A 23906-nucleotide genomic window follows, 5' to 3' on the forward strand; every position below is an offset into this window, starting at 1 on the left:
ACTAGCGAGGGAGTCCCAGTGGCCGACACGGCGATCACCGTCGAAGGCGCACACAAGAAGTACGGCGACAAGAAGGCACTGGACGGGCTCGACCTGACGGTCGGGCGCGGCACGGTGCACGGAGTGCTCGGTCCGAACGGCGCCGGCAAGACGACCCTGGTCCGCATCCTGTCCACCCTGCTGCGCCCCGACAGCGGCCGCATCGAGGTGGCGGGACACGACGTGCTCACCGAGGCCCAGGCGGTCCGCTTCCGCATCGGCCTGCTCGGCCAGCACGCGGCGCTCGACGAGGAACTCGGCGGCCACCAGAACCTGGAGATGTTCGGCCGCCTCTACCACCTGGGCGCCCGCCACGCGCGCGTGCGGGCCGACGAGCTCCTGGAGCGCTTCGGCCTCGCGGACACCGGACGCAAGGCGGTCAAGCAGTACAGCGGCGGCATGCGGCGCCGGCTGGACCTGGCCGCCTCCCTGATCACCGACCCGGAGGTGCTCTTCCTGGACGAACCCACGACCGGCCTCGACCCGCGCGGCCGAGCCGAGGTGTGGACCGCGGTCCGCTCGCTGGTCGGCGGCGGTACGACGGTCCTGCTCACCACCCAGTACCTGGAGGAGGCCGATCAACTGGCCGACCGCATCTCGGTCGTCGACTCCGGCCGGGTCATCGCCGACGGCACGGCGGACGAGCTGAAGCGGCTCATCGGCGGCGACCGCATCGACGTCGTCCTGCGCGAGGCGGGACAGCTGGGAGCCGCCGTGGCCCTGCTGCCCGTACCCAAGGACGACATCTCCGTCGACCCCGACCGCCGGCTGCTCAGCGCCCCGGTCACCGACCGGATGGCGGCGCTCTCCGGGGTCGTACGGGCCCTGGAGTCGGCCGGGATCGAGGCTGAGGACGTCGCGCTGCGTCGCCCGACGCTGGACGAAGTGTTCCTGCATCTGACGGCGGACCGAGCGAAGGAGGCCGTATGACCACATACGCACTGACCGACTCCTGGACCATGACCCGCCGTGAACTCGCCCACTGGGCGCGGCAACCGGTCCAGATGATCGTCGGGCTCGTCTTCCCCGTGATGCTTCTGGTGATGTTCGGCTACCTCGTCGGTGGCGGCCGGGGCGTGCGCGGCGACTACATCGACTACCTGATGCCCGGCATGCTCGCGCTCACCATGGCCTTCGGCCTGGAGAGCACGATGCTCGCCGTCACCCAGGACCTCAACAAGGGGGTCATCGACCGCTTCCGTTCGATGCCGATGGCCAACGGGGCGGTCCTGGTGGGCCGTTCGACCGCCGACATGTTCCAGTCGGCGGTCGGCCTTGCCGTGATGATCGGCGTCGGCCACGCGCTCGGCTGGCGGGCGAACGGCTCGGTGGGAGGCTTCCTGGGCGCGGTCGGCCTGTTGCTGCTGTTCCGGTTCGCGATGCTGTGGATCGGCATCCACCTGGCGATGGTGGCGGGGAAACCGGAGATGGTGATGGCCGTCCAGATCCTCGTCTGGCCGGTCGGCTTCCTCTCCAACGCCTTCGCCACCCCCGACTCCATGCCCGACTGGCTGGGCACGGTCGTCGAGTGGAACCCGATGTCCCAGACCGCGACCGCGGTACGGGACCTCTTCGGCAGCCCGGGCGGCGAACCGGGCCACGTCTGGGCAGCGATCGTATGGCCACTGGCCCTGCTCGCGGTGTTCTTCCCGCTGGCGGTACGGCGGTTCGGGCGGCTCAGTCGCTGACCGCGTGGGCGCGACCAGCCCCCACCGGCCGCGGCAAGCGAACCGCACTCCAGCGGAGCGCTCAGTGGTGGAAGCCGGTGGCTGTCTCCCTGTCGTGTGTCAGGGGGTGCGGCTGCCGGCGCAGCTCCGGCAGCAGGCGGCTCAGGTCCTCGATGAACAGCGGTTGTCGTGGGTGCGGGCGGGAATCGGACTTGCACCTCACGCAACGTGAGGCCCCAGCCTGGAGCGCGTACCCAGAAGGGAGTGGAAACCGTGAGCTACTCGGTGGGCCAGGTGGCCGGATTCGCCGGCGTGACCGTGCGCACGCTGCACCACTACGACGACATCGGTCTGCTCGTCCCGAGCGAGCGCAGCCACGCGGGGCACCGGCGTTACAGCGACGCCGACCTCGACCGGCTGCAGCAGATCCTGTTCTACCGCGAACTCGGCTTCCCGCTCGACGAGGTCGCCGCCCTGCTCGACGACCCGGAGACGGACCCGCGCGCACACCTGCGCCGCCAGCACGAACTGCTGACCGCCCGGATCGAGAAGCTGCAGAAGATGGCGGCGGCCGTGGAACACGCCATGGAGGCACGCAAGATGGGCATCAACCTCACGCCCGAGGAGAAGTTCGAGGTGTTCGGGGACTTCGACCCGGACCAGTACGAGGACGAGGTGCAGGAACGCTGGGGCGACACCGACGCCTACCGGCAGTCCCGGCAGCGCTCGGCGTCCTACACCAAGGAGGACTGGCTGCGGATCCAGCGCGAGGGCGACGAGATCACGCGGCGCTTCGTCGCGCTGATGGAGGCGGGCGAGTCCGCGGAGTCCGAGGCGGCGATGGACGCCGCCGAGGAGCACCGCCAGTGGATCTCCCGCAACCACTACGACTGCGGATACGAGATGCACACCTGCCTCGGCGAGATGTACGTCTCGGACGAGCGGTTCACGCGGAACATCGACCAGGCCAAGCCGGGCCTCGCGGCCTACCAGCGCGCGGCGATCCTCGCCAACGCGGCCCGGCACACCTCGTAACCCCCTGGTCCGGGCGTTGCCCTACTCCCGGGCCAGGACCACCGCCGTCCCGTACGCGCACACCTCCGTGCCGACGTCCGCGGCCTCCGTCACATCGAAGCGGAACGCCAGCACTCCGTTGGCTCCACGCGCGCGTGCCTGCTCGACGAGCCGCTCCATGGCCTGGTTGCGGGTCTGCACCAGCGTCTTCGTCAGCCCTCGGAGCTCGCCGCCGATCATCGACTTCAGCCCGGCGCCGATCTGACTGCCCAGGTGCCGCGACCGCACGGTCAGCCCGAAGACCTCGCCCAGAACCTCCTGGACGCGATATCCGGGGATGTCGTTCGTCGTCACGACCAATACGTCCGGCTGGGGCCCTTGGCCGCCGCCGTAGTCTTCGATGCCCATGGCCCACAGCTTCGCCTCAGTCGCCGCACAGTGCATCCTGGAGACACGGGTGGAACCTGGGACGGACACCGTGCGTTGATAGCTTTGTCCGGCCGCACCGGCCACCGCACTTCCCAACCCCTCAGGAGCCCGGAACCGTGACGACGCTTGCCCTCGGACCGAGCTGGCTGGACCCGAACACGCTGCTGGACAACTTCGGGATCTGGGGCCTGCTCCTCATCGTCTTCGCGGAGTCGGGTCTGCTCATCGGCTTCTTCCTGCCGGGTGACTCCCTGCTGTTCACGGCCGGTCTGCTGATCACCTCGAAGCAGCTGGACTTCCCCCTGTGGGGCGCCATCGCCCTGATCTGCGTCGCCGCGATCCTCGGCGACCAGGCGGGCTACATGTTCGGCAAGAAGGTCGGCCCGTCGCTGTTCAAGCGCCCGGACTCCCGCTTCTTCAAGCAGGAGAACGTCACCAAGGCCCACGAGTTCTTCGAGAAGTACGGCCCCAAGTCCCTGGTCCTGGCCCGCTTCGTGCCCATCGTGCGCACCTTCACGCCGATCATCGCCGGCGTCAGCGGCATGCGGTACCGCTCGTTCCTGATCTTCAACGTCGTCGGCGGCATCCTGTGGGGCGCCGGCGTGACCGCGCTCGGCGCCTGGCTCGGCGACATCGACTTCGTCAAGAAGAACATCGAAGCGATCCTCATCCTGATCGTCTTCATCTCGGTGGTCCCGATCATCATCGAGTTCCTCCGGGCCCGCTCGAAGAACAAGAAGACCCCGCCCCAGCAGCCGCAGCCCCCTCAGCCCCAGGTCATGGACGACGCCACGACCCAACTCCGCCGCATCTCCCCCACGGACCAGGGCCAGCAGCAGTACGGCGACTACTACAACCAGCCCCAGCCCCAGCCCCAGCAGTCGTACGCCCCGCAGCAGTACCCCCAGGGCCAGGGTTACCAGCAGCAGTACCCGTACAACGACAACGGCTACCCGCAGAGCTGAGGGTGCGTGCAGCGCCCCGATAGGGGCGCGGGGAACTGCGCGACAAGCCACAACGAGCCCGCAGTCGCCCACGGACAGAAGCCCCGAGCTCGCAGACGCCCGGCGCTCAGAACCCCCGCGTCCTCTTGGCCGCCCGGCGCCCCGCCCCAGCCCCGCCGGGAATCCGCAGGAACAACCGCGAGATCTCCGACCCCAGATTGACCCCAATGGCGATGGCCATCGCCAACGACGCGGCCTTGGCCAACGAAACCAACCCCTCGTCAATCTGGTTCTGCGCAATCGACAACAACCCGAAATACGTGGCCGACCCCGGCAACAGGGGCCCGATCGCCGCGGTCGTAAAGGGCAACGCGGAAGCGAACCGATACCGCGACAACAACTGCCCGAACAGCCCCACCAACCCCGCCGCCACGGCCGTGGAAGCGACCGGCGACAGATCACCCGGGTAGTGCATCGCGCCGTACACGATCCAGGCGACACCCCCATTGAGGGTCACCCACAGCACGGTGGATCGTTCCTGCTGCAACAGCACCGCGAACGTCAGCGACAACAGCATCGACGCACCGATCTGCCACAGCGGCCGATTCGTGTCCCCCAGCGCCGCGTCCGGATTCAGCTCCGCACCCAGCTTCACACCGAAGTACAGGACCAGGAGCACCCCGACCACGATGCCCACGAAGAAGTACATGACCTCCAGCAGCCGCGCCGCCGCGGTGATGTAGAACCCGGTCAGCCCGTCCTGCACGCCCGCCACCAGCGCCCGCCCGGGCAGCAGCGCGAACAGCCCACCGGTGATGACGGCGGACGCCTTCACGTCCACGTGGGCGACGGTCAGCGCGACCCCGATCGCCGCCGGAGGCATCGCGGCGACGGTGAACTGATAGAACTCCGGCAGCCCACGCCCCGCGCACAGCCACGCCAGCCGGTCGCCGAGCATCGCGCCGAGCATGGCCGCGACGAACACGATCAGGTCACCGCCGACGAGCACGGAGGCGGCCCCCGCGAGCAGCCCGCTGGCCAGGGTCAGCACCCAGGTCGGATACGGGTGCCGGTTGCGGCGGATCTCGGCGAGCCGTCGGTACGCCTCCTCCAGGGAGATCGCGATCTCCGGATCGCTGAGGTCGTCCACGAGCTGGAACACGGCCGCGAGCCGCGTGTAGTCAGGGGCCCGGCGCCGCACGGTCCGGGACGCCGTCACCGGATCGTCGACCAGGGACGGCTGGTAGGAGATCGCCAGCAGCGTGAAGGTGACGTTCGGCTCACAGCGGTCGAGCCCGTACGACCGGCAGACCGCGAACATCGCCGTCTCCACGTCCTCCGCGCCCTCACCGCCCGCCAGCAGCAACTCGCCGATACGCAAGGTCAGGTCGAGCACGCGCGGGACGGCCGGGCCCTCGTCCTCCGACTTGTGCACCGCCTCCGGCGCGGGCCGCTCGGCCACCGGCAGACGCAGCATCGTGCGCATCCGGTCCTGCCAGGGCAGGTCCTTCGTCAGGCTGACGGCAGGGATACCGCTCGGCGGTGTGAACGCGGGCGGCGCCTGCCGCGCGCGGTACATCTTCGGCGTACTGAACGCCGACCCCTCCGGCTCGTCGAGCGCCGGCGGCGGCACCTCCAGCCCGTCCGGCACCGCGAACTCGGACGTCGTCTCCGACTCACCGCCGGTCTTGGGCGTGGCCAGCCCCTGAGGGATCGCGAACTCCGACGTGACCTCGGAGTCGTAGACAGTCCTCGCTTCGTCCGACCGCGGCTTGCGGTCCTCCGCGTCCGTCACTGCGTAGCGCTCCCTGTACGACCCGTATCGCAGCCCTCAGTATGCGCACAGATACGCGAAGGGGCCGCACGCGCGTGCGGCCCCTTCAGCGACGGCAGGATCAGTGACCGCCCTGGTCCTTGAAGCGCTTGTAGGACCGCTCGATCTCGGCCTCGGCCTCGGTGCGGCCCACCCAGTCGGCGCCCTCGACGGACTTGCCGGGCTCCAGGTCCTTGTAGACCTCGAAGAAGTGCTGGATCTCCAGGCGGTCGAACTCCGACACGTGGTGGATGTCACGCAGGTGCTCAACCCGCGGGTCGTGCGCGGGCACGCACAGCAGCTTGTCGTCGCCGCCGGCCTCGTCGGTCATCCGGAACATGCCGATCGCGCGGCACTGGATCAGGCAGCCGGGGAAGGTCGGCTCGTCCAGGATGACCAGCGCGTCCAGCGGGTCGCCGTCCTCGCCGAGGGTGTTCTCGACGAAGCCGTAGTCGGCCGGGTAGCTGGTCGAAGTGAAGAGTCGACGGTCCAGGCGGATCCGACCGGTCTCGTGGTCCACCTCGTACTTGTTCCGCGAACCCTTCGGAATCTCGATCGTGACGTCGAACTCCACCGGTGGCTCCTCCATGATCAGCACATAGTTCTGGTGGTTAAGTGTCCCTCACGCAGGTGTGTGATCGCGAAAGGGGCTGGTGGTCGTGCCAGAGCAGAGGCCGTGGCGGGTCGCGAAACCGCATGTGGTGCGGATCGCGAACGCCGTACGACCGCGTCTCGCACGAGCAGCGGACGCCGTACGACCGCGCGTCGCACGGGCCACGGCAGCCGTTCGGCCGCGGGTCACGCGGCTGGCCCGGGCCGCGAAACCGCAGGTCGCGCGGGGTACGGGGCTGAAGACCTGGCAGTACACCACCGGTGCCGCCATCGCCGGACTGGCCCTGGCCGCCTCTGTGGTGACCGCGGCCGGCCCCTGGGACTCCACCGGTCAGCGTACGGCCGAGCGGGACCGGGCAGCCGCCCAGGAGCCCACGGGTGGCGCAGATCACGGTCGTAATTCCGGTACGACAGCCACGGCACCCCGGCCCGCCCCCAGCGCCGCGTCCGTGCTCACCGGCCTCGGCGGTACCGCCAACACGGTGAAGTCCGCGCCGAACGGCAAAGCTCTCGCCGCCGTCCTTGACCCCCTCCTGAACGACGCCGCCCTCGGCTCCCGGCACAGCGCCGCGGTCGTCGACCTTGCCACCGGCAAGCAGCTCTACGCCTCCGGCGCCGGCGAAGCGCTGACCCCCGCCTCCACCACGAAGATCGCCACCGCGGTCGCCGCCCTCTCCGCGATGGGCGCCGACCACCGCCTCACCACCCGCGCCGCCCTCGAACCCGACACCAAGGAACTCGTCCTCGTCGGCGGCGGCGACCCCACCCTCACAGCCCGCGAGGACGCCGAGGGCTGGGCCAGCCTGCGCACCCTGGCCGACAAGACGGCCGCGGCCCTGAAGAAGCGCGGGCTGCGCGAGGTGACGCTCTCCTACGACACCACGCTGTACGCCGGTCCCGAACTCCACTCCATCGGCGAGAACCCCAACCTCGCCCTCGTCAGCGCCCTGATGGCCGACGAGGCCCGCACGGACGACTCGACGAGCGGCCAGGTCAAGCGGGTGCCGGACCCGGCGGCGGACGCGACCCGCACGTTCGCGGACTTCCTGAAGGACCGTGGCATCAAGACGACCGCGCCCGGCCCCTCCAAGGCCACGGGCCGTGCCGACACCCTCGCCACGGTGCAGTCGCCCCCGCTGTCCGCCCTGGTCGAACGCATGCTGACCAACAGCGACAACGACATCGCCGAGGCCCTGGCCCGCCAGACCGCCGTCGCCACGGGCGAGGAAGCGAGCTTCGACGGCGCGGGCAGGGCGATCCAGGCCCGGCTGAAGAAGCTCGGACTTCCCGTGGCGGGTGCGCACTTCAAGGACGGCAGTGGCCTGAGCCGCGACGACCGCCTCACCGCAGGCCTCCTCACCGGCCTCCTGGCGAAGTCCGCCGACCCGGCCCACCCCGAACTCCGCCCCGCCCTCACCGGCCTCCCCGTGGCAGGCTTCACCGGCACCCTGACCAGCCGCTACACCGACGGCGCGGCAGGCATCGTACGAGCCAAAACCGGCACCTTGACCGGCGTCAACGCCCTGGCGGGAACGGTGGTGGACCAGGACGGACACCTGTTGGCGTTCGCGTTCCTGGCATCGGACACGACCGATCCTGGGGCGGCGCAGAAGGCACTGGACACAGCGGCGACGGCGCTGGCGAGTTGTGGTTGCCGCTGACCTGGCGGCCCGTCCGACCTCCGTCGGCCTGCCCCAAGTGGGAACGCTCACGTACCGTTGACGCATGACGAGCATCGGTGGTGCCGAGATGGTCGACTGGAATCTCGCGGTGGCGACCGCGACCCGGCTCGTAAGGCCGGGCCCCGAGGTGAGCCGCGACGAGGCCAGGGCCGTCGTCGCAGAGCTGCGCCGGCATGCCAAAGCCTCCGAGCAACACGTCCGGGGCTTCACCCGAATGGGCACGGACGACGCCCATGACACCCCCGTACTCGTCGTCGACCGCCCCGGCTGGGTCCGGGCGAACGTCGCCGGGTTCCGGGAAATCCTCAAGCCGCTGCTCGACAAGATGCAGGAGCGGCGCAGCAGCACCCCCGGCGGAGCGGTCCTCGGCGCCGTCGGCGGCAAGGTCACCGGCGTCGAACTGGGCATGCTGCTGTCCTTCCTGGCCTCCCGCGTCCTCGGCCAGTACGAGACCTTCGCCCCGGCCACCCGCGAACTCCCGGCGGGGGAGAACGGCGGCGGCAGGCTGCTGCTCGTCGCGCCGAACATCGTGCACGTGGAACGCGAACTCGACGTACAGCCGCACGACTTCCGGCTCTGGGTGTGCCTGCACGAGGAGACGCACCGCACGCAGTTCACGGCCGTGCCCTGGCTGCGGGACCACCTGGAGGGCGAAATCCAGTCGTTCTTGGGCGAGACCGACGTCGACCCCATGACCGTCCTGGAGCGCATCCGGGAAGCCGCACAGTCCCTCGCGGGCGGACGCCCCGAGGGCGAGGAGGACGACGGCGGCCGCTCCCTCGTGGAGATCGTGCAGACCCCGGCCCAGCGGGAGATCCTCGGCCGCCTCACCGCCGTGATGTCCCTGCTGGAGGGGCACGCCGACTTCGTCATGGACGGCGTCGGCCCGGCCGTCGTGCCGTCCGTCGCCGAGATCCGCGAGAAATTCCAGCAGCGCCGCGCCAAGGGCGCCTCCCGACTGGACCTGGCCCTGCGCAAGCTGCTGGGCCTGGACGCCAAACTCAGGCAGTACCGGGACGGCGAACGCTTCGTACGCGCCGTCGTCGACGAGGTCGGCATGGACGGCTTCAACCGCGTGTGGACCTCCCCGAACACCCTGCCGACCAAGGTGGAGATCGCCAAACCGGCGGACTGGATCGCGCGGGTGCATCGCAAGGCCGAGTCGTGAATCACCGCCGTACGTGGTGAAAGGAAGCCGTGCGTGGTGAAAGGAATTCGGCCGACGACGGGTGAACGCTCCTCCAATCACCCGTCCGAGGGACCGTGAGCCCTGGGTAGGCGTGCAATGCTCGGGGAACGGCCCGTCTCTGTCACCATCTACACACTCTGAGTGACCGAGCAGGGCTCACCCCCCGAAAACTTCATGAAGGGAACCGGACATGGGTCCCCATCCTGCGGTCGCGGCGATACGCCTGGCGGTTCGCCGCGTCCTCCACGACATCCTCAACGAACACAGCCACCCCACCACCGAGACCGCGGACGAGCGCCCGTCCTCGCCGCTCGTGCTCGTGGCGTGCTCCGGCGGCGCCGACTCCATGGCCCTCGCCTCCGCCCTCGCCTTCGAGGCCCCCAAACTCGGCATCCGCGCGGGCGGCGTCACCGTCGACCACGGCCTGCAGCCCGGCTCCGAGGCGCGCGCCGCAGAAGTCGTCCTGCGCCTCACCGAACTCGGCCTGGACCCGGTCGAGTCCGTCGCGGTGCGCGTCGGCCGCGAGGGCGGGCCCGAAGCCGCCGCCCGCGACGCCCGGTACGCCGCCCTCGACGCCGTCGCCGTCCGCCACGGCGCCGTCGCCGTCCTGCTCGGCCACACCCGCGACGACCAGGCCGAAACCGTCCTCCTCGGCCTCGCCCGCGGCTCCGGCATCCGCTCCCTGTCCGGAATGGCCGCGGTCTCGGGGGCCGGCGGCCGTTACCGGCGGCCCTTCCTCCACCTCGACCGGCAGACCGCCCGCAAGGCCTGCATGGTGCAGTCCCTGCCCGTCTGGGACGACCCCCACAACGCCGACCCGGCCTACACCCGCTCCCGGCTGCGCCACGAGGGCCTGCCCGCCCTGGAGAAAGCGCTCGGCAAAGGCGTCGTCGAAGCCCTCGCCCGTACCGCCCAGCTCTCCCGCGACGACGCCGACGCCCTCGACGCCTGGGCCAGCCAGGCCGAGGCCGCCGTCCGGGACACCGCGGGCCGCCTGGAGTGCGCGAAGCTCTACGCCCTGCCGCCCGCCGTACGCCGCCGGATCCTGCGCCGCGCCGCCATCGAGGCAGGCGCCCCCGCCGGTTCGCTCTTCGCGCGCCACATCGAGGAAGTCGACCGGCTGATCACCGGCTGGCGCGGTCAGGGGGCCATCAATCTCCCCGGCAAAGTCGTCGCCCAGCGGCAGGGTGGCAGACTGGTGATTCGGCAAGGCTGAATCCTTGCCCCCCTTCCGGGGGGTGGGCGGCCGGTGGGACGACCGAAAGTGATGCGGGTGGACGCGAAAGACATGGGTGCCGACCTCAAGTCGGTACTCATCACCAAGGAAGAGATCGACGCGAAGCTGGCCGAGCTGGCCGCGAAGATCGACGCGGAGTACGCGGGCAAGGACCTGCTGATCGTCGGCGTCCTCAAGGGCGCGGTGATGGTCATGGCGGACCTGGCGCGTGCGCTGTCCACCCCGCTCACGATGGACTGGATGGCCGTCTCCTCGTACGGCGCGGGCACCCAGTCCTCCGGTGTCGTACGGATCCTCAAGGACCTCGACACCGACATCAAGGGCAAGCACGTCCTCATCGTCGAGGACATCATCGACTCCGGCCTGACCCTGTCCTGGCTGATCTCCAACCTCGGCTCCCGCGAGCCCGAGTCCCTGAAGATCTGCACCCTGCTCCGCAAGCCCGAAGCCGCCAAGGTCGCCATCGACGTCGAGTGGGTCGGCTTCGACATCCCCAACGAATTCGTCGTCGGCTACGGCCTCGACTACGCCGAGAAGTACCGCAACCTCCCGTTCGTCGGTACGCTCGCGCCTCACGTCTACGGCGGCTGAGCCACTCGGGCCAAGCCCTGTAAGACGATCGGGAACCCCAGCGGGTTCAGCGGCGTTGGAGCATGCAGACGGGATTGCCTGCGGCCCTGTGCGGCTTCGGCCCACAATGCTGGGGTACCGTCAGAAGAACTGTCTTATCAAACTCACTATGGCAGGAGGGACGGGGCGGCACCGCTCCGTATGGATGGACGTGAAGCGATACTTCCGTGGGCCGGTCATGTGGATCGTGCTGGCCGTCCTTGCCGTGGTCGTGTTGATGCAGGTCGTCGGCTCGTCCGGCGGCTACAAGACGGTGGACACCGGCCAGGTCGTCCAGGCGATCAATGAGAACAAGGTCGAAGCGGCCAAGCTGACCACCGGCGACGAGCAGACCATCAAGGTCACGCTCAAGGACGGCCAAAAGATCGAGGGCAGCTCGAAGATCCAGGCGAGCTATATCGGCGACCAGGGCGTGACCATCGCCGGCACGCTGCAGCAGAAGTACCAGGACAAGCAGATCACGGACGGCTACACAGTCTCGCCGTCCAAGCAGAACCCGTTCGTCGGGATCCTGCTCTCCCTGCTCCCCTTCGTCCTCATCGTGGTCGTTTTCCTGTTCCTGATGAATCAGATGCAGGGCGGCGGCTCCCGAGTGATGAACTTCGGGAAGTCCAAGGCGAAGCTCATCACCAAGGACACCCCGAAGACGACGTTCTCGGACGTCGCAGGCTCGGACGAGGCCGTCGAGGAGCTCCACGAGATCAAGGAATTCCTCCAGGAGCCGGCGAAGTTCCAGGCCGTGGGCGCCAAGATCCCGAAGGGCGTACTGCTCTACGGGCCTCCTGGCACCGGCAAGACGCTGCTCGCGCGCGCTGTCGCGGGTGAGGCAGGCGTGCCCTTCTACTCGATCTCCGGTTCCGACTTTGTCGAGATGTTCGTCGGTGTCGGTGCCTCCCGAGTCCGTGACCTGTTCGAGCAGGCCAAGGCGAACGCCCCGGCGATCGTCTTCGTCGACGAGATCGACGCGGTCGGCCGCCATCGCGGCGCCGGCCTCGGCGGCGGTCACGACGAGCGTGAGCAGACGCTGAACCAGCTGCTCGTCGAGATGGACGGCTTCGACGTCAAGGGCGGCGTGATCCTCATCGCCGCGACGAACCGGCCCGACATCCTCGACCCGGCCCTTCTGCGCCCCGGCCGCTTCGACCGCCAGATCGCGGTCGACCGCCCGGACATGCAGGGCCGTCTGGAGATCCTCAAGGTTCACCAGAAGGGCAAGCCGGTCGCTCCGGACGTGGACCTGTCGGCGGTCGCGCGCCGTACGCCGGGCTTCACGGGTGCGGATCTGTCGAACGTGCTGAACGAAGCCGCGCTCCTCACCGCGCGCAGCGACAAGAAGCTGATCGACAACCACTTCCTGGACGAGGCCATCGACCGCGTCGTGGCGGGCCCGCAGAAGCGGACCCGGATCATGTCGGACAAGGAAAAGAAGATCACCGCGTACCACGAGGGCGGCCACGCCCTGGTCGCGGCGGCTTCCCCGAACTCCGATCCGGTCCACAAGATCACGATCCTGTCGAGAGGCCGCGCCCTCGGCTACACGATGGTCCTGCCGGACGAGGACAAGTACTCCACCACCCGCAACGAGATGCTGGACCAGCTGGCCTACATGCTGGGCGGCCGGGCGGCGGAGGAACTGGTCTTCCACGACCCGACGACGGGCGCTGCGAACGACATCGAGAAGGCCACCGCAACGGCCCGCGCGATGGTCACGCAGTACGGCATGACCGAGCGTCTCGGCGCCATCAAGTTCGGCGGCGACAACACCGAGCCGTTCCTCGGACGTGAGATGGCTCACCAGCGCGACTACTCGGAAGAGGTCGCCGCGCTGGTCGACGAAGAGGTCAAGAAGCTCATCGAGACCGCGCACAACGAGGCCTGGGAGATCCTGGTCGAGAACCGCGACGTCCTGGACAACCTGGTCCTCGCGCTGCTCGAGAAGGAGACGCTGAACAAGGAGCAGATCGCCGAGATCTTCGCCCCCATCGTCAAGCGTCCGCCGCGCCCAGCCTGGACCGGCTCGTCCCGTCGCACCCCGTCCACCCGCCCGCCGGTGCTCTCCCCCAAGGAGCTGGCACTGACGAACGGAGCCAACGGCGCGACCCCGGCGATCACCACCGCCAAGGCCACCACCTCGGCGGAGCCCGTCCCGGAACCGGCCCCCGAGGAGCGTCCGGAAGGCTGACCCTCCCGGCCTCGGTGGTCTCACCAGGCCCGGAATGATTGCCGCGCCCCCCTGGTTTTAGCCTGGGGGGCGCGGCATCTTCGTATGCCTATGCACGACATCTAGGAACGAGGCACGACATGACCGACCCCGTGACGCTGGACGGCGAGGGCTCCATCGGCGAGTTCGACGAGAAGCGCGCCGAGAACGCGGTGCGCGAACTGCTGATCGCGGTCGGCGAGGACCCGGACCGGGAAGGGCTCAGGGAGACGCCGGGGCGGGTGGCTCGGGCGTATCACGAGCTTCTGGCCGGGCTGCGGCAGGAGCCCGAGGATGTTCTGACGACGACGTTCGATCTGGGCCACGATGAGATGGTCCTGGTGAAGGACATTGAGATCGTCAGCCTCTGCGAACATCATTTGCTGCCCTTCCACGGCGTAGCTCACGTCGGCTACATTCCGGCCGAAACGGGCAAGATCACCGGCCTGTCGAAGCTCGCGCGCCTCGTTGAGGTGTTCGCCCGCCGGCCTCAGGTGCAGGAACGACTCACCACGCAGATCGCCGACTCGCTCATGCGGATTCTTGAGGCGCGGGGTGCGATCGTCGTCATCGAGGCCGAGCACATGTGCATGTCGGTGCGCGGCATTCGCAAGCCGGGTGCCAAGACGACCACATCGGCGGTGCGTGGGCAGCTTCGGGATGCCACGACCCGTGCCGAGGCAATGAGCCTGATACTGGCGCGCTGACCGTCACGCAGCCGAGGCTGCCCCTGGGGTGTGGTCGTCGTCGTCCTCCGGGAGTTTGCAGACCCGCTCCAGGAAGATGGCTGCCGCTATGACGGCGATTCCGGCCACGACGGAGAAGCCGGCGTAGATCGCCTGGTCGCGGCGGGCGGGGATGTCGAGGGATTCGAGGAGGAAGACGCCGGTGCCGCCGTACATGCCGGCGACGAGGGCGGCGACCAGGGCGCTGGCCTGGCCGAAGACGACCGCTCGGGCCGCCATGAGGGGGTCGACGCCCTTGGCCTCGGGGCGGCGCTCGCGCTGGGCCTTGAGGCGGGCGCGCAGCGAGAGCGCCGTGGCGAGGAGGACCGCGGCGATCACGGCCAGCACGATGGGCGCGGCCAGCGGGACGCTGGGGAGCGTCCCGATCGAGTTCCAGAGGCGGGCGCCCGCCCAGGACAGGATGCCGGCGACGACGAAAACGCCGGCCAGCACCCTGATGCGCAGCTCTCTCACGGTGTCCCTTCAGCTCCCCGGATCGGTGCCGGTCCCGCGGTTGAGGTGACCCGGCCGGTCCGCGCTTGTAGTCGTGTCGACCTTAACGACTATTCAGGCAGCCGGAGTTCCAGGTCCTTGCGGGCGGCGACGCCTTCTCGGGTGACGTTGTCGAGGAGGTCGGCGACCGCGCCGCGGCCGGGGAGCTGGGCGCCCGGCTCCAGGTCGTACCAGGGGGCCAGGACGAAGGCGCGTTCATGGGCGCGGGGGTGGGGGAGGGTGAGCTGGGGGTCGTCGGAGACGACTTCGGCGTACGCGACGATGTCGACGTCGAGAGTGCGTGCGCCCCAGTGCTCGTCCCGGACGCGGTGGAAGGCCTCCTCGACCGCGTGCGCCCGCTCCAGAAGGGAGGACGGGGGGAGGGTGGTCTTCAGGACCACGACCGCGTTGAAGTACGAGGGCTGGCTGCCGGGCTCCACGCCCCATGGCTCCGTCTCGTACACCGGCGAGACCGCCTTGATGCGGACGCCGGGGGTGTCCTCGAGGGCGTCGATGGCGCCCTGGAGGGTCTCCAGGCGGTTGCCGAGGTTGGCGCCGAGGGAGATCACGGCCCGTTTGGGATTCTGCAGGGTGGTGTCGGCGGCGTCGACCTTCTCGACGACGGAGGCGGGTACCGGCTGTACGGTCGGGTCGCTGTGACCCTCGGTGAACGATGCGGTCATACTCGGCTCCGGGTGATGGTGACGGTCACGTCGTCGAAGGGGACCGTGATCGGCGCGTCCGGTTTGTGGACGCAGACCTCGATCTCCTGGACCCCTTCGTGCTTCAGACAGACCTGGGCGATGCGCTCGGCGAGGGTTTCGATGAGGTCGACGGGCTCGCCCTCGACGACGGCCACGACCTCCTCCGCCACGATGCCGTAGTGCACGGTCTTCGCCAGGTCGTCGTCGGCGGCGGCCGGCCGGGTGTCCAGGCCCAGGACGAGGTCCACGATGAACGTCTGGCCCTCTTCGCGCTCCCTGGGGAACACACCGTGGTGCCCGCGGGCCTTGAGGCCGCGCAGCGCGACACGATCCACGCGAATCACTCCTGCAATCGTCGGTAACGGCCGATGTGCACCGGGTGCGGGCGGCGCACCGGCCTCAAACGAATCTACCTGCGGACACTGACAGGGCCGGGCCATGGGGGTCCGTGCCCGAGTCGGGCCTCGCAGCTTTCATCGCGTGTTTCCCCGGGGGAACCCGGCGGCTCACGGGTTGGTAGCCGCCCATACCCGGGGCTCAGTGATTCCAACCACTTCTCGCATCCCCTTGGTCCCCAAAGGTGCGCCTACCCACTCAGGCGGGTGTGTCGTCGCCTTCCTCCTCGTCGGTTTCGGCCAGAACCGGGGAGGCGTGGTGCGACCAGAGCTTCCAGCCGGCGGGGGTGCGGCGGAACACGTTCGTGGCGACGACGAGCTGTCCGACCAGGGGGCCGAGTTCCTCGTCCCCCTCGGGGGCGGGGCCGCCGCTGAGGATGTTCTCGGTGCAGGTCACCAGGGCGGTGTCGCCGGTGACGGAGACATGCACATCGGTCAGGAAGAACTGGATGTAGTCGGTGTTCGCCATGATCAGCGCGTACGAGCGCAGGACCTCGCCGCGGCCGGTCAGTACCGGCCAGCCGGGGTGCACGCAGGCGATCACGCCGGAGTCCGCCGGGTCGTGGTAGGTCTCGTCGACGCCGAGGTCGGACGGGGTGAGCCAGAGCGAGGACAGCACTTCGAAATCGCCGCGTTCCATCGCTTCGTAGAAGGCGGTGTTGGCGAGCTCGACCTGCTCGACGTCGGTGTGGGGGGCGCTCACCGGGCTCCTTCGGTGCCGCGCGCTCCTTCTGCGCCGGGGGTGCGCGCTCCCTCCACGGCGCGCGCGACTCGTACGGCGTCCGCCGTGGCGCGCACCTCGTGTACGCGGACCGCCCATGCGCCGGCGTGCGCCGCGAGTGCGGAGACGGCTGCCGTGGCGGCGTCACGCTCGCGTGCGGGCGGGGGTGCGCCCTCCGGGCCGGCCAGGACGCGGCCGAGGAAGCGCTTGCGGGAGGCGGCGACGAGGAGGGGATGGCCGAGGGCGTGCAGGCGGTCGAGGTGGGCGAGGAGGACCAGATCGTGTTCGGCCTCCTTGGAGAAGCCGAGGCCGGGGTCGACGACGATGCGGTCGGGGGCGATGCCGCCCGCCAGGACGGCGTCCACGCGCGCGTGGAGTTCGTCGATGACTTCGGTGACGACGTCGGCGTAGACGCCCTTGACGGTGCTGCCCTCCAGGAAGCCGCGCCAGTGCATGACGATGAAGGGGGCGCCCGCTTCCGCGACGACGGGGATCATCGCGGGGTCGGCGAGGCCGCCGCTGACGTCGTTGACGAGGGCGGCGCCGGCCGCGAGGGACTGCTGGGCGACGGAGGCGCGCATGGTGTCCACGGAGACGGTGACGCCCTCGGAGGCGAGCTCGCGTACGACGGGGATGACCCGCCTGAGTTCCTCCGCCTCGTCGACACGGGTCGCGCCGGGGCGGGTGGACTCGCCGCCGACGTCGATGAGGTCCGCTCCCTCGGTGACCAGGGCGAGGCCGTGCTTCACGGCGGCCGTCGTGTCGAACCAGCGGCCGCCGTCGGAGAAGGAATCGGGGGTGACGTTCACGACTCCCATGACCGCGCAGCGGTCCCACTCGGGAAGACCGGCGACGTGCCCGCGTCCGCTCTGCTTGCTCATACGTTCAGCGTAGGCCCCGGTGGGGCCGCCGAGGTCCGGCGGCCCGAGCGGAAGCCCCGGGCTTGGCGGGCGGGGCTTCCGCTCGGGCCCGTCTATGCCGCGCGGACGTCTCCCTCCCCGACCGCGTGGGCGCACGGGCGCGCGGTGATCGTGCGGCGGCGCAGGAAGCGGGGGAGGGGGAGGGGGAGGGCCAGGTTGACGAAACCTTCCGCCTGCATGGCGGCGAAGCCGATGCGCGGGAGGTCGGCGGAGGCGCGGTAGACCACGAAGCGGGGCTCCCAGCGGGGCCGGAACTTCGCGTTGAACTTGTACAGGGACTCGATCTGGAACCAGCGGGAGAGGAAGACCAGCAGGCCGCGCCAGGCGCGCAGCACCGGTCCCGCGCCGATCTTCTCGCCGCGTGCCAGCGCCGAGCGGAACATGGCGAAGTTGAGCGACACGCGCGCGATGCCGAACTTCGGGGCCGCCTGGAGGGCCGCCACGATCAGCAGTTCGTTCATGCCGGGGTCGGCGGAGCGGTCGCGCCGCATCAGGTCCAGGGACACCCCGTCGGTGCCCCAGGGCACGAAGTGCAGGATCGCCTTCAGGTCGCCGTACTCACCGGGCTCGTCGTCCGCCTTGTGGGCGGTGGCGATGAGGCAGTCGCCGTCGGCCGCGTCGCCGATGCGGCCGAGGGCCATGGAGAAGCCGCGTTCGGTGTCGGTGCCGCGCCAGTCGTCGGCGGCGCGGCGGATGCGGTCCAGCTCGGTCTCGCCGAGGTCACGCACGCGTCGTACCCGGGTCTCGTAACCGGCGCGCTCGATGCGCTTGACCATCTGACGCACATTGCGCATCGCGCGGCCGGTGAGGGAGAAATCCGGGACGTCCACCACCGCCTCGTCGCCCAGTTCGAGGGCGTCGAGGCCGGTCTCGCGGGTCCAGACCTCGCCGCCGGTCTCGGAGCAGCCCATGACGGCGGGCGTCCAGGAGTGCGCCTTGGCCTCGTCCATGAACCGTTCGATGGCGCCCGGCCAGGCCTCCACGTCGCCGATCGGATCGCCGCTGGCCAGCATCACCCCGGACACCACGCGGTACGTCACCGCCGCCTTGCCGCTGGGGGAGAACACCACCGCCTTGTCGCGGCGCAGGGCGAAGTGGCCGAGGGAGTCGCGGCCGCCGTGCTTCTCCAGGAGGGCGCGCAGACGGGCCTCGTCCTCGTCGGTGAGGCGTGCGGCCGGGTGTTCGGGGCGGAAGGCGAGGTAGATGGTCGTGACGGCGGTCAGCAGGCCGAGGGCGCCCAGGCACATGGCGACGGTCCACGACGTGGTGCCCCGGTAGTCGACCGGGCCTTCGAAGCCGAACAGGCCGTAGAGGACGTGCGTGAGGCGGTCGGCCAGGCTCGGGTCGCCGACCAGGGTCTTGGGGTGGGCGTTGACGATGAGCAGCCCGAGGAGGAGCGAACCGGCGCCCATGAGGACGAAGTTGGCGAGCGCGCGCCATCGGCTGCGCGGGTCGGGCAGGGCCCTGAACTGGTCGCGGTGGCGCACCAGCGGCGCCAGTAGCGCCAGCGAGATCACCACGCCGACCACGGAGTGGCGGTACGTGAACTGCGCCAGCGCGCCGAACGGCAGCAGAGCGACGGCGGCCCGCCAGGCCCGGCGCTTGCAACGCCTCAGACCGTGGGCGAGCAGCAGCAACAGCACGCCGGCGCTGAGCGAGAGCGCTGCCGCGAACGGGCCGAACGAGCCGGGCAGCACCTCGGCGAGCGTGTGCATACGGCTGTGCCTGAACCGTGGGAAGACGCCCGCGGCGATGTCCAGCAGGCCCACGAGGGCGCACGCTCTGGCGACGAGGACGGGAACGGCTTCGGGGCGCGGGCCGCGCAGCACGTGCCGTACCCGGTGTGTTCGCTGCGGAACTCCACCCGACATTTCCACATCTGTCCTGACAGACATCGCATCCCGTAGTTCTGCGAGAGACCTTGGATCCGGTACCGATTCGGGCATCCGGCGACATTGCGCCCTCTAGGACGGTGTCTCGGAGGGAGAGGTTCACTCGTCTCCTCAAAGCTGTTGAAAAGGCCGGGGAAAGCCCCGGACAAGCCCTTGCGAAGACGTGCGGGGCGAACTGGAGAGCGCAGGCAGGGAACGGTTCATGGGTCTCACGAGCAACAAGGTGCTGGCGCTGGCGGTCTGCACCGCCGTCCTGCTGTTCGCCGGCACGGTGTGGCTGTGGCCGCGGCTGGCCCGGCGGACCTGGCGGGCCGTCAGCGGCCGGGTCGCCCTGCTCCTCGCCGTCCAGCTGACGCTCTTCGCCTCGGTCGGCCTCGCCGCCAACCAGGCCTTCGGGTTCTACGCCAGCTGGGCGGACCTGCTGGGACAGGAGACCGACGAGGGTGTGGTCGTCGACCACACGCCCGGCGGCCCCGAGGGCGACCCGCTGCGAGTCGTCGACACGGGGAGCGTTCCGGGGGCGGGCAGCCCCGGCGCGCGCGCCGGGGGCCGGATCCACGAGGTCGAGATCCTCGGTCGTACGACACACATCGCCACGCGCGCGTACGTGTACTTGCCGCCGGAGTACTTCCAGGCGCGATACCGCACGCGCACATTCCCCGCGGCCGTCGTCCTCACCGGCTATCCGGGCACCGCCAAGGCGCTCGTGGACAAGCTCGACTATCCGCACACCGCCCGTGGACTCGCCAAGGAAGGCCGTATGCAGCCGATGATCCTGGTGATGCTGCGGCCGACCGTCGCACCGCCGCGGGACACCGAGTGCGTGGACATCCCCGGAGGACCGCAGACGGAGTCGTTTTTCGCCAAAGATCTGCCGGACGCCGTGGGCGGGCACTACAGGGTGGGTGGAAAAGCGGGGAGTTGGGGCATCATCGGCGACTCGACGGGCGGTTACTGCGCACTCAAGCTCGCCATGCACCACCCCCGGGTCTACGCCGCCGGGGCGGGCCTGTCCGCGTACTACAGGGCGCCGATCGACCCCACCACGGGCGATCTCTTCCACGGCGACAAGACGCTGCACAGCCGCGCCGACCTGTTCTGGTACCTCAAGAACATGCCCGCGCCCGACACTTCACTGCTCGTCAGCAGCAGCAAGGTCGGTGAATCCAACTACAAGGACACGCTGAAGTTCATAGAGGGTGTCAAGGCGACGAATCGGACGCGGATCTCGTCGATCATCCTGGAAAGCGGCGGGCACAACTTCAACACCTGGCGGCGGGAGATTCCGGCGACACTGGAGTGGATCAGCGGGCGATTGGGCGACCGGTGAACCCGAAACCCTCTTGAGCCGTATGAATGACACGGGATGGCTGTGTTTTTGCGGGGCGGGCCACCAAGATTCCCCTACGCGCGGTAAGTTTCTGGCCATGCCACGTGGACGTCACCGCCATTCCCCGCCCTTGCACAGGATCCTGCCTCCGTCGGCGATCGCAGGCGTCTCGGTCGTCTGCGCGCTGGGCCCCTGGGTGTTCTCGGAAACGACGGTGCTCCGCGGTCTTGCCGCGGCCGCCGCGGCGACGGCGGTCATCGGCGCGGTCGTGCTGCGTCGTTGGGACACACAGGCCGGCAAGCAGGTCGCCGACCTCACGCGCGCGCGTGCGAGCGACGAGTGGCGGCACGAGGAGCGCGTCGCCGAACTCGAGACGGATCTCGAGGAGTCCCGCGAACTGCGCGTCAAGCTGGAGCAGCGGCTGCGCGCGAAGCGTGCGGAGCTGGCCGGACTGCGCAACGAGCACGCCGCGCTCCTGCGCCGGTACGCCACCGCGGAGACCGAGCGCGCGACCGCCCTGGAGGGCCGCCGCCTGCTGGAGATAGAGGCCGCGCCGGCCCGTGCGCTTCCGCCCGTGCCGTCGCAGGCGTCCGCTCCCGAGGAGGAGACCGACGCGGTGGCTGCCTCGGGTGAATCCGCCGAGCCGGTGGAGGCGGCCGAGGACGAACAGGTGGGACAGGCAGAGGAGGCAGAGGAAGCAGAGCAGGTCGAGCCTGCGGCTCCCGCGGTGTTCTCTCCCGAGGGGTCCAAGCTCTTCCTGCGCGCCAAGGTGGCGTTGGCGAAGTTCGACGCGGACAGTGCGCCCAAGGATGACGCGGACAGCGCGCCCAAGGGGGGCGCCGAGGCCGCGTCGAAGGGTGACGCCGACAGTGCCCCCAAGGGCGGCGACGATGCTCCCAAGGGTTCCCCCGACGACGACGGTTCGCCCAAGGGCGGCGCTCCGGGCGGGCAGGAACCGGTGAAGGCCGGGGCCGGGGAGGCCGCGCAGGAGGACGAAGCGCAGGGGAAGCCCGAGGCGGTCGACGGGCACGAGCGCGCGGCCGCCACCTCCATGGGCAAGTCGGCCCCGTCCGCGCAACAGCCCTCCGGGCACTACACCGTGCCGACCGCGGTGGCCGTCGTACCGGCGTCGCCCGTGCGGCGTCCGTCGATTGAGGGCGGTTTCGACTTCTTCGGTACGAAGACGGAGTCGGAGTCCGAGTCGGCCGCGCTGGAAGCCGTGCAGAACGAGGATCTCGCCGACGTCGTGGGCCAAGAGGCGCTCGCGCTCCACAAGGCGGAGGCCGAGGCGGAGTTCAAGCCGGCGGACGCGGAGTCGCGCGGTGTCGGGCAGGTCATCGACCTGACGGCGCACGACGAGACGGAGCAGATCGACGTGCAGGGGCTGCGGAGCGCGGTTTCCTGAAGCCGCCCGCAGCCGGGCGGCTCATGCCATCCACCGGTCCGGCCGCGCGTCCCTGCGTCCCGTCCGTGACCGCTCAGCCTGCCCGCGCAGCAGCTCCGCCGCCTCCTCGGCGTCCCGCAGCCGCGCTGTGACGGTCTTGTTGGCCCCCGTGTCCACGTGCACGTCCGCAAGCCGCCAGGCGCGCTTCCAGGGCCCCTGAGCCAGCCGTACGCTCTGCACCTTCGCGTGCGGTACGAGGGCCAGGCTCCGGCGCAGCAGGCCGTGCCGGGAGGCGAACACGGTGTCGGTGACCGCGATGCCGTAGCCGCGCCACCACAGGGGCAGGCACCGGCCGGCCCGGCGCGGCGGCCGGGACAGGGACGGCGGCACCGTCACCCCGGGCAGCACGCGCGCGATGACGGCCTCGGCGATCTCGCGCGGCGCGACCGGCAGCAGCAGGGAGTTCGAGGAGCCGGCGACATCCAGCTCGACCCGCACCCAGCCGCGCCTCCGCCACAGCAGCGGCTCCACGATCCGTACGGTCTGCACCCGCCCCGGCGGCACTGTCTCGTGGACGCGGTCCAGCAGGCCGCGGTCGATGCGCAGCCCGTCCGGGGACTCGGCGACCGTCCAGTCGTACTCCGCGACGAACCGTCCCACGCTGCTCGCGCCCGCCCCGCCCAGCAGCGGCAGGGCGACCGCGAGGACCGTCCACACGCTGTGGGTGGCGAGCCATATCAGCGGCGGTACGACGAGCGCGGCGGCGAGGGTGCCCCAGGTCGCGCCGGTCAGGACGAGGGAGACGGCGAGTACGCCGGGGGGTGTGCGCAGCAGCTCCTGCGCCGGTGCTTCTCCGACTTCGTGCGCTGTCTCGGGCGCGAAACCCGCCGCGCGCGCGAGCAGTTCGGCGCGCAGCGTGCGCGCCTCGTCCGCACCCAGGAAGGCCAGCTCGTCCTTCTTGTCCGTGCCGACGACGTCGAGTTTGAGCTTGGCGACGCCGGCGACGCGCGCGAGCAGCGGCTGGGTGACGTCGACGGCCTGGATGCGTTCGAGCCGGATGTGCGCGGCGCGCCGGAACAACAGGCCGGTACGGATGCGCAGTTCGGTGTCGGTCACCGCGAAGTGCGTGAACCACCAGGTCAGAAAGCCGTACAGGGCGGCGGCCGGGACGATCACGGCGAGCGCGATCAGCAGTGTGGTCGTCGTCAGCCTGGTCAGCTGGCGCTGCGTCTGGTCGGGGTCGTGCAACGCCCACCCGATGATCACGGCGACCGGCGCCCACGCCCGCCGGAGCGGTGTCACGGGATGCAGCCGCCGCTCGGTGACGGGTTGCTTCTCGCGTACGGCGCCGTCGACGCCCGGCGCCGTCACAGCCCCGCCGATCGTGCCTCGCCCAGCTCGGTGAGCCGGTCGCGCAGCCGTTCCGCCTCGACCGGATCGAGTCCCGGAATCGTCGCGTCGGTCGCGGCGGCCGCGGTGCGCAGCTGCACGCTGGCCAGCCCGAAGTGCCGTTCGACGGGCCCGGAGGTGACCTCGACCAGCTGCATCCGCCCGTACGGGACGACGGTCAGCTCACGCCACAGCACACCCCTGCTGATCAGCAGGTCGTCGGCGCGCTCGGCGTACCGCCAGGAGCGCCAGTTGCGCTCGACCATCACCCAGCCCCATATCAGCAGGGCCAGCGGCAGCAGCGCGAACGCGGCCCACGCGGGACCCGCGAACAGACCGGGCAGCAGACCCGTGGCCGCCGTCAGCAGCCCCAGCCACACCACCAGCAACAGCCTGCGCATCCGCAGCAGCCCGGGCGGCAGCCCGATCCATGCCGGCTCGACCCCCGCCGCCTCCGGGTTCTCCCGGCTCCCCGTCTCCATACGGCAAGCGTACGTA

Annotated in this window: 23 protein-coding genes; 12 read left to right on the forward strand and 11 right to left on the reverse strand. The window is 70.2% G+C overall.

Annotated features, from left to right (window positions below; genetic code table 11):
* Positions 1-18: 18 nt before the first annotated feature.
* The 3 genes from ACTWQO_RS35180 (at position 19) to ACTWQO_RS35190 (ending at position 2741) form a co-directional block, all read left to right on the forward strand.
* Positions 19-969, forward strand: coding sequence for an ATP-binding cassette domain-containing protein (locus tag ACTWQO_RS35180; protein ID WP_443241437.1), 951 nt, complete (start codon positions 19-21; stop codon positions 967-969).
* The gene (locus ACTWQO_RS35185; RefSeq protein ID WP_443241438.1) at positions 966-1727 is read left to right on the forward strand and encodes an ABC transporter permease; all 762 of its coding nucleotides are present in this window, start codon (positions 966-968) and stop codon (positions 1725-1727) included. Before ACTWQO_RS35180 ends, ACTWQO_RS35185 begins: the two co-directional genes overlap by 4 nt.
* 252 nt (positions 1728-1979) lie before the next feature.
* Positions 1980-2741 carry a MerR family transcriptional regulator gene (locus ACTWQO_RS35190; protein ID WP_443241439.1) on the forward strand — a complete coding sequence of 254 codons (762 nt, stop codon included), beginning with the start codon at positions 1980-1982 and terminating at the stop codon, positions 2739-2741.
* Positions 2742-2762: 21 nt separating this feature from the next.
* On the opposite strand, the gene ACTWQO_RS35195 is transcribed toward ACTWQO_RS35190, so the two are convergent.
* Positions 2763-3128 carry a YbjQ family protein gene (locus ACTWQO_RS35195; protein WP_210577957.1) on the reverse strand — a complete coding sequence of 122 codons (366 nt, stop codon included), beginning with the start codon at positions 3126-3128 and terminating at the stop codon, positions 2763-2765.
* A gap of 137 nt (positions 3129-3265) precedes the next feature.
* Between ACTWQO_RS35195 and ACTWQO_RS35200 the strand changes: the two genes are divergently transcribed.
* Entirely contained in the window at positions 3266-4114 is an 849-nt protein-coding gene (locus ACTWQO_RS35200; RefSeq protein WP_443241440.1) for a DedA family protein, read from the forward strand.
* A gap of 106 nt (positions 4115-4220) precedes the next feature.
* Here the strand turns inward: ACTWQO_RS35200 and ACTWQO_RS35205 are convergent, their stop codons facing one another.
* Both ACTWQO_RS35205 and ACTWQO_RS35210 read right to left on the reverse strand, forming a co-directional pair.
* On the reverse strand, positions 4221-5888 hold the full coding sequence (locus tag ACTWQO_RS35205) for a threonine/serine ThrE exporter family protein (protein WP_443241441.1): 1668 nt from the start codon (positions 5886-5888) through the stop codon (positions 4221-4223).
* 100 nt (positions 5889-5988) lie between these two features.
* On the reverse strand, positions 5989-6480 hold the full coding sequence (locus ACTWQO_RS35210) for an inorganic diphosphatase (protein WP_030599677.1): 492 nt from the start codon (positions 6478-6480) through the stop codon (positions 5989-5991).
* A 79-nt stretch (positions 6481-6559) separates the two neighbouring features.
* Between ACTWQO_RS35210 and dacB the strand changes: the two genes are divergently transcribed.
* From dacB to folE, 6 genes are all read left to right on the forward strand, one after another.
* On the forward strand, positions 6560-8179 hold the full coding sequence (gene dacB, locus ACTWQO_RS35215; protein WP_443241442.1) for a D-alanyl-D-alanine carboxypeptidase/D-alanyl-D-alanine endopeptidase: 1620 nt from the start codon (positions 6560-6562) through the stop codon (positions 8177-8179).
* 64 nt (positions 8180-8243) lie between these two features.
* On the forward strand, positions 8244-9368 hold the full coding sequence (locus tag ACTWQO_RS35220) for a zinc-dependent metalloprotease (RefSeq protein WP_443241443.1): 1125 nt from the start codon (positions 8244-8246) through the stop codon (positions 9366-9368).
* Between the two features lie 211 nt (positions 9369-9579).
* Positions 9580-10605 (forward strand): tRNA lysidine(34) synthetase TilS, encoded by a 1026-nt coding sequence (gene tilS / locus ACTWQO_RS35225; RefSeq protein ID WP_443241444.1) that lies wholly within the window; start codon positions 9580-9582, stop codon positions 10603-10605.
* A 51-nt stretch (positions 10606-10656) separates the two neighbouring features.
* A complete protein-coding gene (hpt, locus tag ACTWQO_RS35230; protein ID WP_443241482.1) occupies positions 10657-11217 on the forward strand; it encodes a hypoxanthine phosphoribosyltransferase in 561 nt (186 codons plus the stop codon).
* 184 nt (positions 11218-11401) lie between these two features.
* Complete coding sequence (ftsH, locus tag ACTWQO_RS35235) at positions 11402-13438, forward strand: ATP-dependent zinc metalloprotease FtsH (protein WP_443241483.1); 2037 nt, start codon at positions 11402-11404, stop codon at positions 13436-13438.
* Positions 13439-13557: 119 nt separating this feature from the next.
* Complete coding sequence (folE, locus tag ACTWQO_RS35240; protein ID WP_362946678.1) at positions 13558-14163, forward strand: GTP cyclohydrolase I FolE; 606 nt, start codon at positions 13558-13560, stop codon at positions 14161-14163.
* A gap of 3 nt (positions 14164-14166) precedes the next feature.
* On the opposite strand, the gene ACTWQO_RS35245 is transcribed toward folE, so the two are convergent.
* The 6 genes from ACTWQO_RS35245 to ACTWQO_RS35270 all read right to left on the reverse strand — a co-directional run bounded on the left by ACTWQO_RS35245 (position 14167) and on the right by ACTWQO_RS35270 (position 19284).
* Positions 14167-14655 carry a DUF3180 domain-containing protein gene (locus ACTWQO_RS35245; RefSeq protein ID WP_443241445.1) on the reverse strand — a complete coding sequence of 163 codons (489 nt, stop codon included), beginning with the start codon at positions 14653-14655 and terminating at the stop codon, positions 14167-14169.
* A gap of 89 nt (positions 14656-14744) precedes the next feature.
* Complete coding sequence (folK, locus tag ACTWQO_RS35250; RefSeq protein ID WP_443241446.1) at positions 14745-15356, reverse strand: 2-amino-4-hydroxy-6-hydroxymethyldihydropteridine diphosphokinase; 612 nt, start codon at positions 15354-15356, stop codon at positions 14745-14747.
* Positions 15353-15712 carry a dihydroneopterin aldolase gene (folB, locus tag ACTWQO_RS35255; RefSeq protein ID WP_443241447.1) on the reverse strand — a complete coding sequence of 120 codons (360 nt, stop codon included), beginning with the start codon at positions 15710-15712 and terminating at the stop codon, positions 15353-15355. The genes folK and folB overlap by 4 nt, the downstream gene beginning before the upstream one ends.
* Positions 15713-15971: 259 nt before the next feature.
* Positions 15972-16475 carry a nuclear transport factor 2 family protein gene (locus ACTWQO_RS35260; RefSeq protein WP_443241448.1) on the reverse strand — a complete coding sequence of 168 codons (504 nt, stop codon included), beginning with the start codon at positions 16473-16475 and terminating at the stop codon, positions 15972-15974.
* Positions 16472-17374 carry a dihydropteroate synthase gene (gene folP, locus ACTWQO_RS35265; protein WP_443241449.1) on the reverse strand — a complete coding sequence of 301 codons (903 nt, stop codon included), beginning with the start codon at positions 17372-17374 and terminating at the stop codon, positions 16472-16474. Before folP ends, ACTWQO_RS35260 begins: the two co-directional genes overlap by 4 nt.
* Before the next feature lie 92 nt (positions 17375-17466).
* A complete protein-coding gene (locus ACTWQO_RS35270; protein ID WP_443241450.1) occupies positions 17467-19284 on the reverse strand; it encodes a phosphatidylglycerol lysyltransferase domain-containing protein in 1818 nt (605 codons plus the stop codon).
* A gap of 223 nt (positions 19285-19507) precedes the next feature.
* Here ACTWQO_RS35270 and ACTWQO_RS35275 point away from each other — a divergent pair, with 223 nt between their 5' ends.
* Positions 19508-20635 carry an alpha/beta hydrolase gene (locus tag ACTWQO_RS35275; RefSeq protein ID WP_443241451.1) on the forward strand — a complete coding sequence of 376 codons (1128 nt, stop codon included), beginning with the start codon at positions 19508-19510 and terminating at the stop codon, positions 20633-20635.
* 97 nt (positions 20636-20732) lie between these two features.
* The gene (locus ACTWQO_RS35280; RefSeq protein WP_443241452.1) at positions 20733-22040 is read left to right on the forward strand and encodes a hypothetical protein; all 1308 of its coding nucleotides are present in this window, start codon (positions 20733-20735) and stop codon (positions 22038-22040) included.
* Between the two features lie 21 nt (positions 22041-22061).
* Here ACTWQO_RS35280 and ACTWQO_RS35285 read toward each other — a convergent pair whose 3' ends face one another.
* Both ACTWQO_RS35285 and ACTWQO_RS35290 read right to left on the reverse strand, forming a co-directional pair.
* Positions 22062-23390 (reverse strand): PH domain-containing protein, encoded by a 1329-nt coding sequence (locus ACTWQO_RS35285; protein WP_443241453.1) that lies wholly within the window; start codon positions 23388-23390, stop codon positions 22062-22064.
* Positions 23387-23890: a PH domain-containing protein gene (locus ACTWQO_RS35290; RefSeq protein ID WP_443241454.1), complete on the reverse strand. Its 504-nt coding sequence runs from the start codon at positions 23888-23890 to the stop codon at positions 23387-23389. Before ACTWQO_RS35290 ends, ACTWQO_RS35285 begins: the two co-directional genes overlap by 4 nt.
* Between the last annotated feature and the right edge of the window lie 16 nt (positions 23891-23906).

The sequence above is a fragment of the Streptomyces sp. 4N124 genome (assembly GCF_052245395.1).
Classification (GTDB): domain Bacteria; phylum Actinomycetota; class Actinomycetes; order Streptomycetales; family Streptomycetaceae; genus Streptomyces.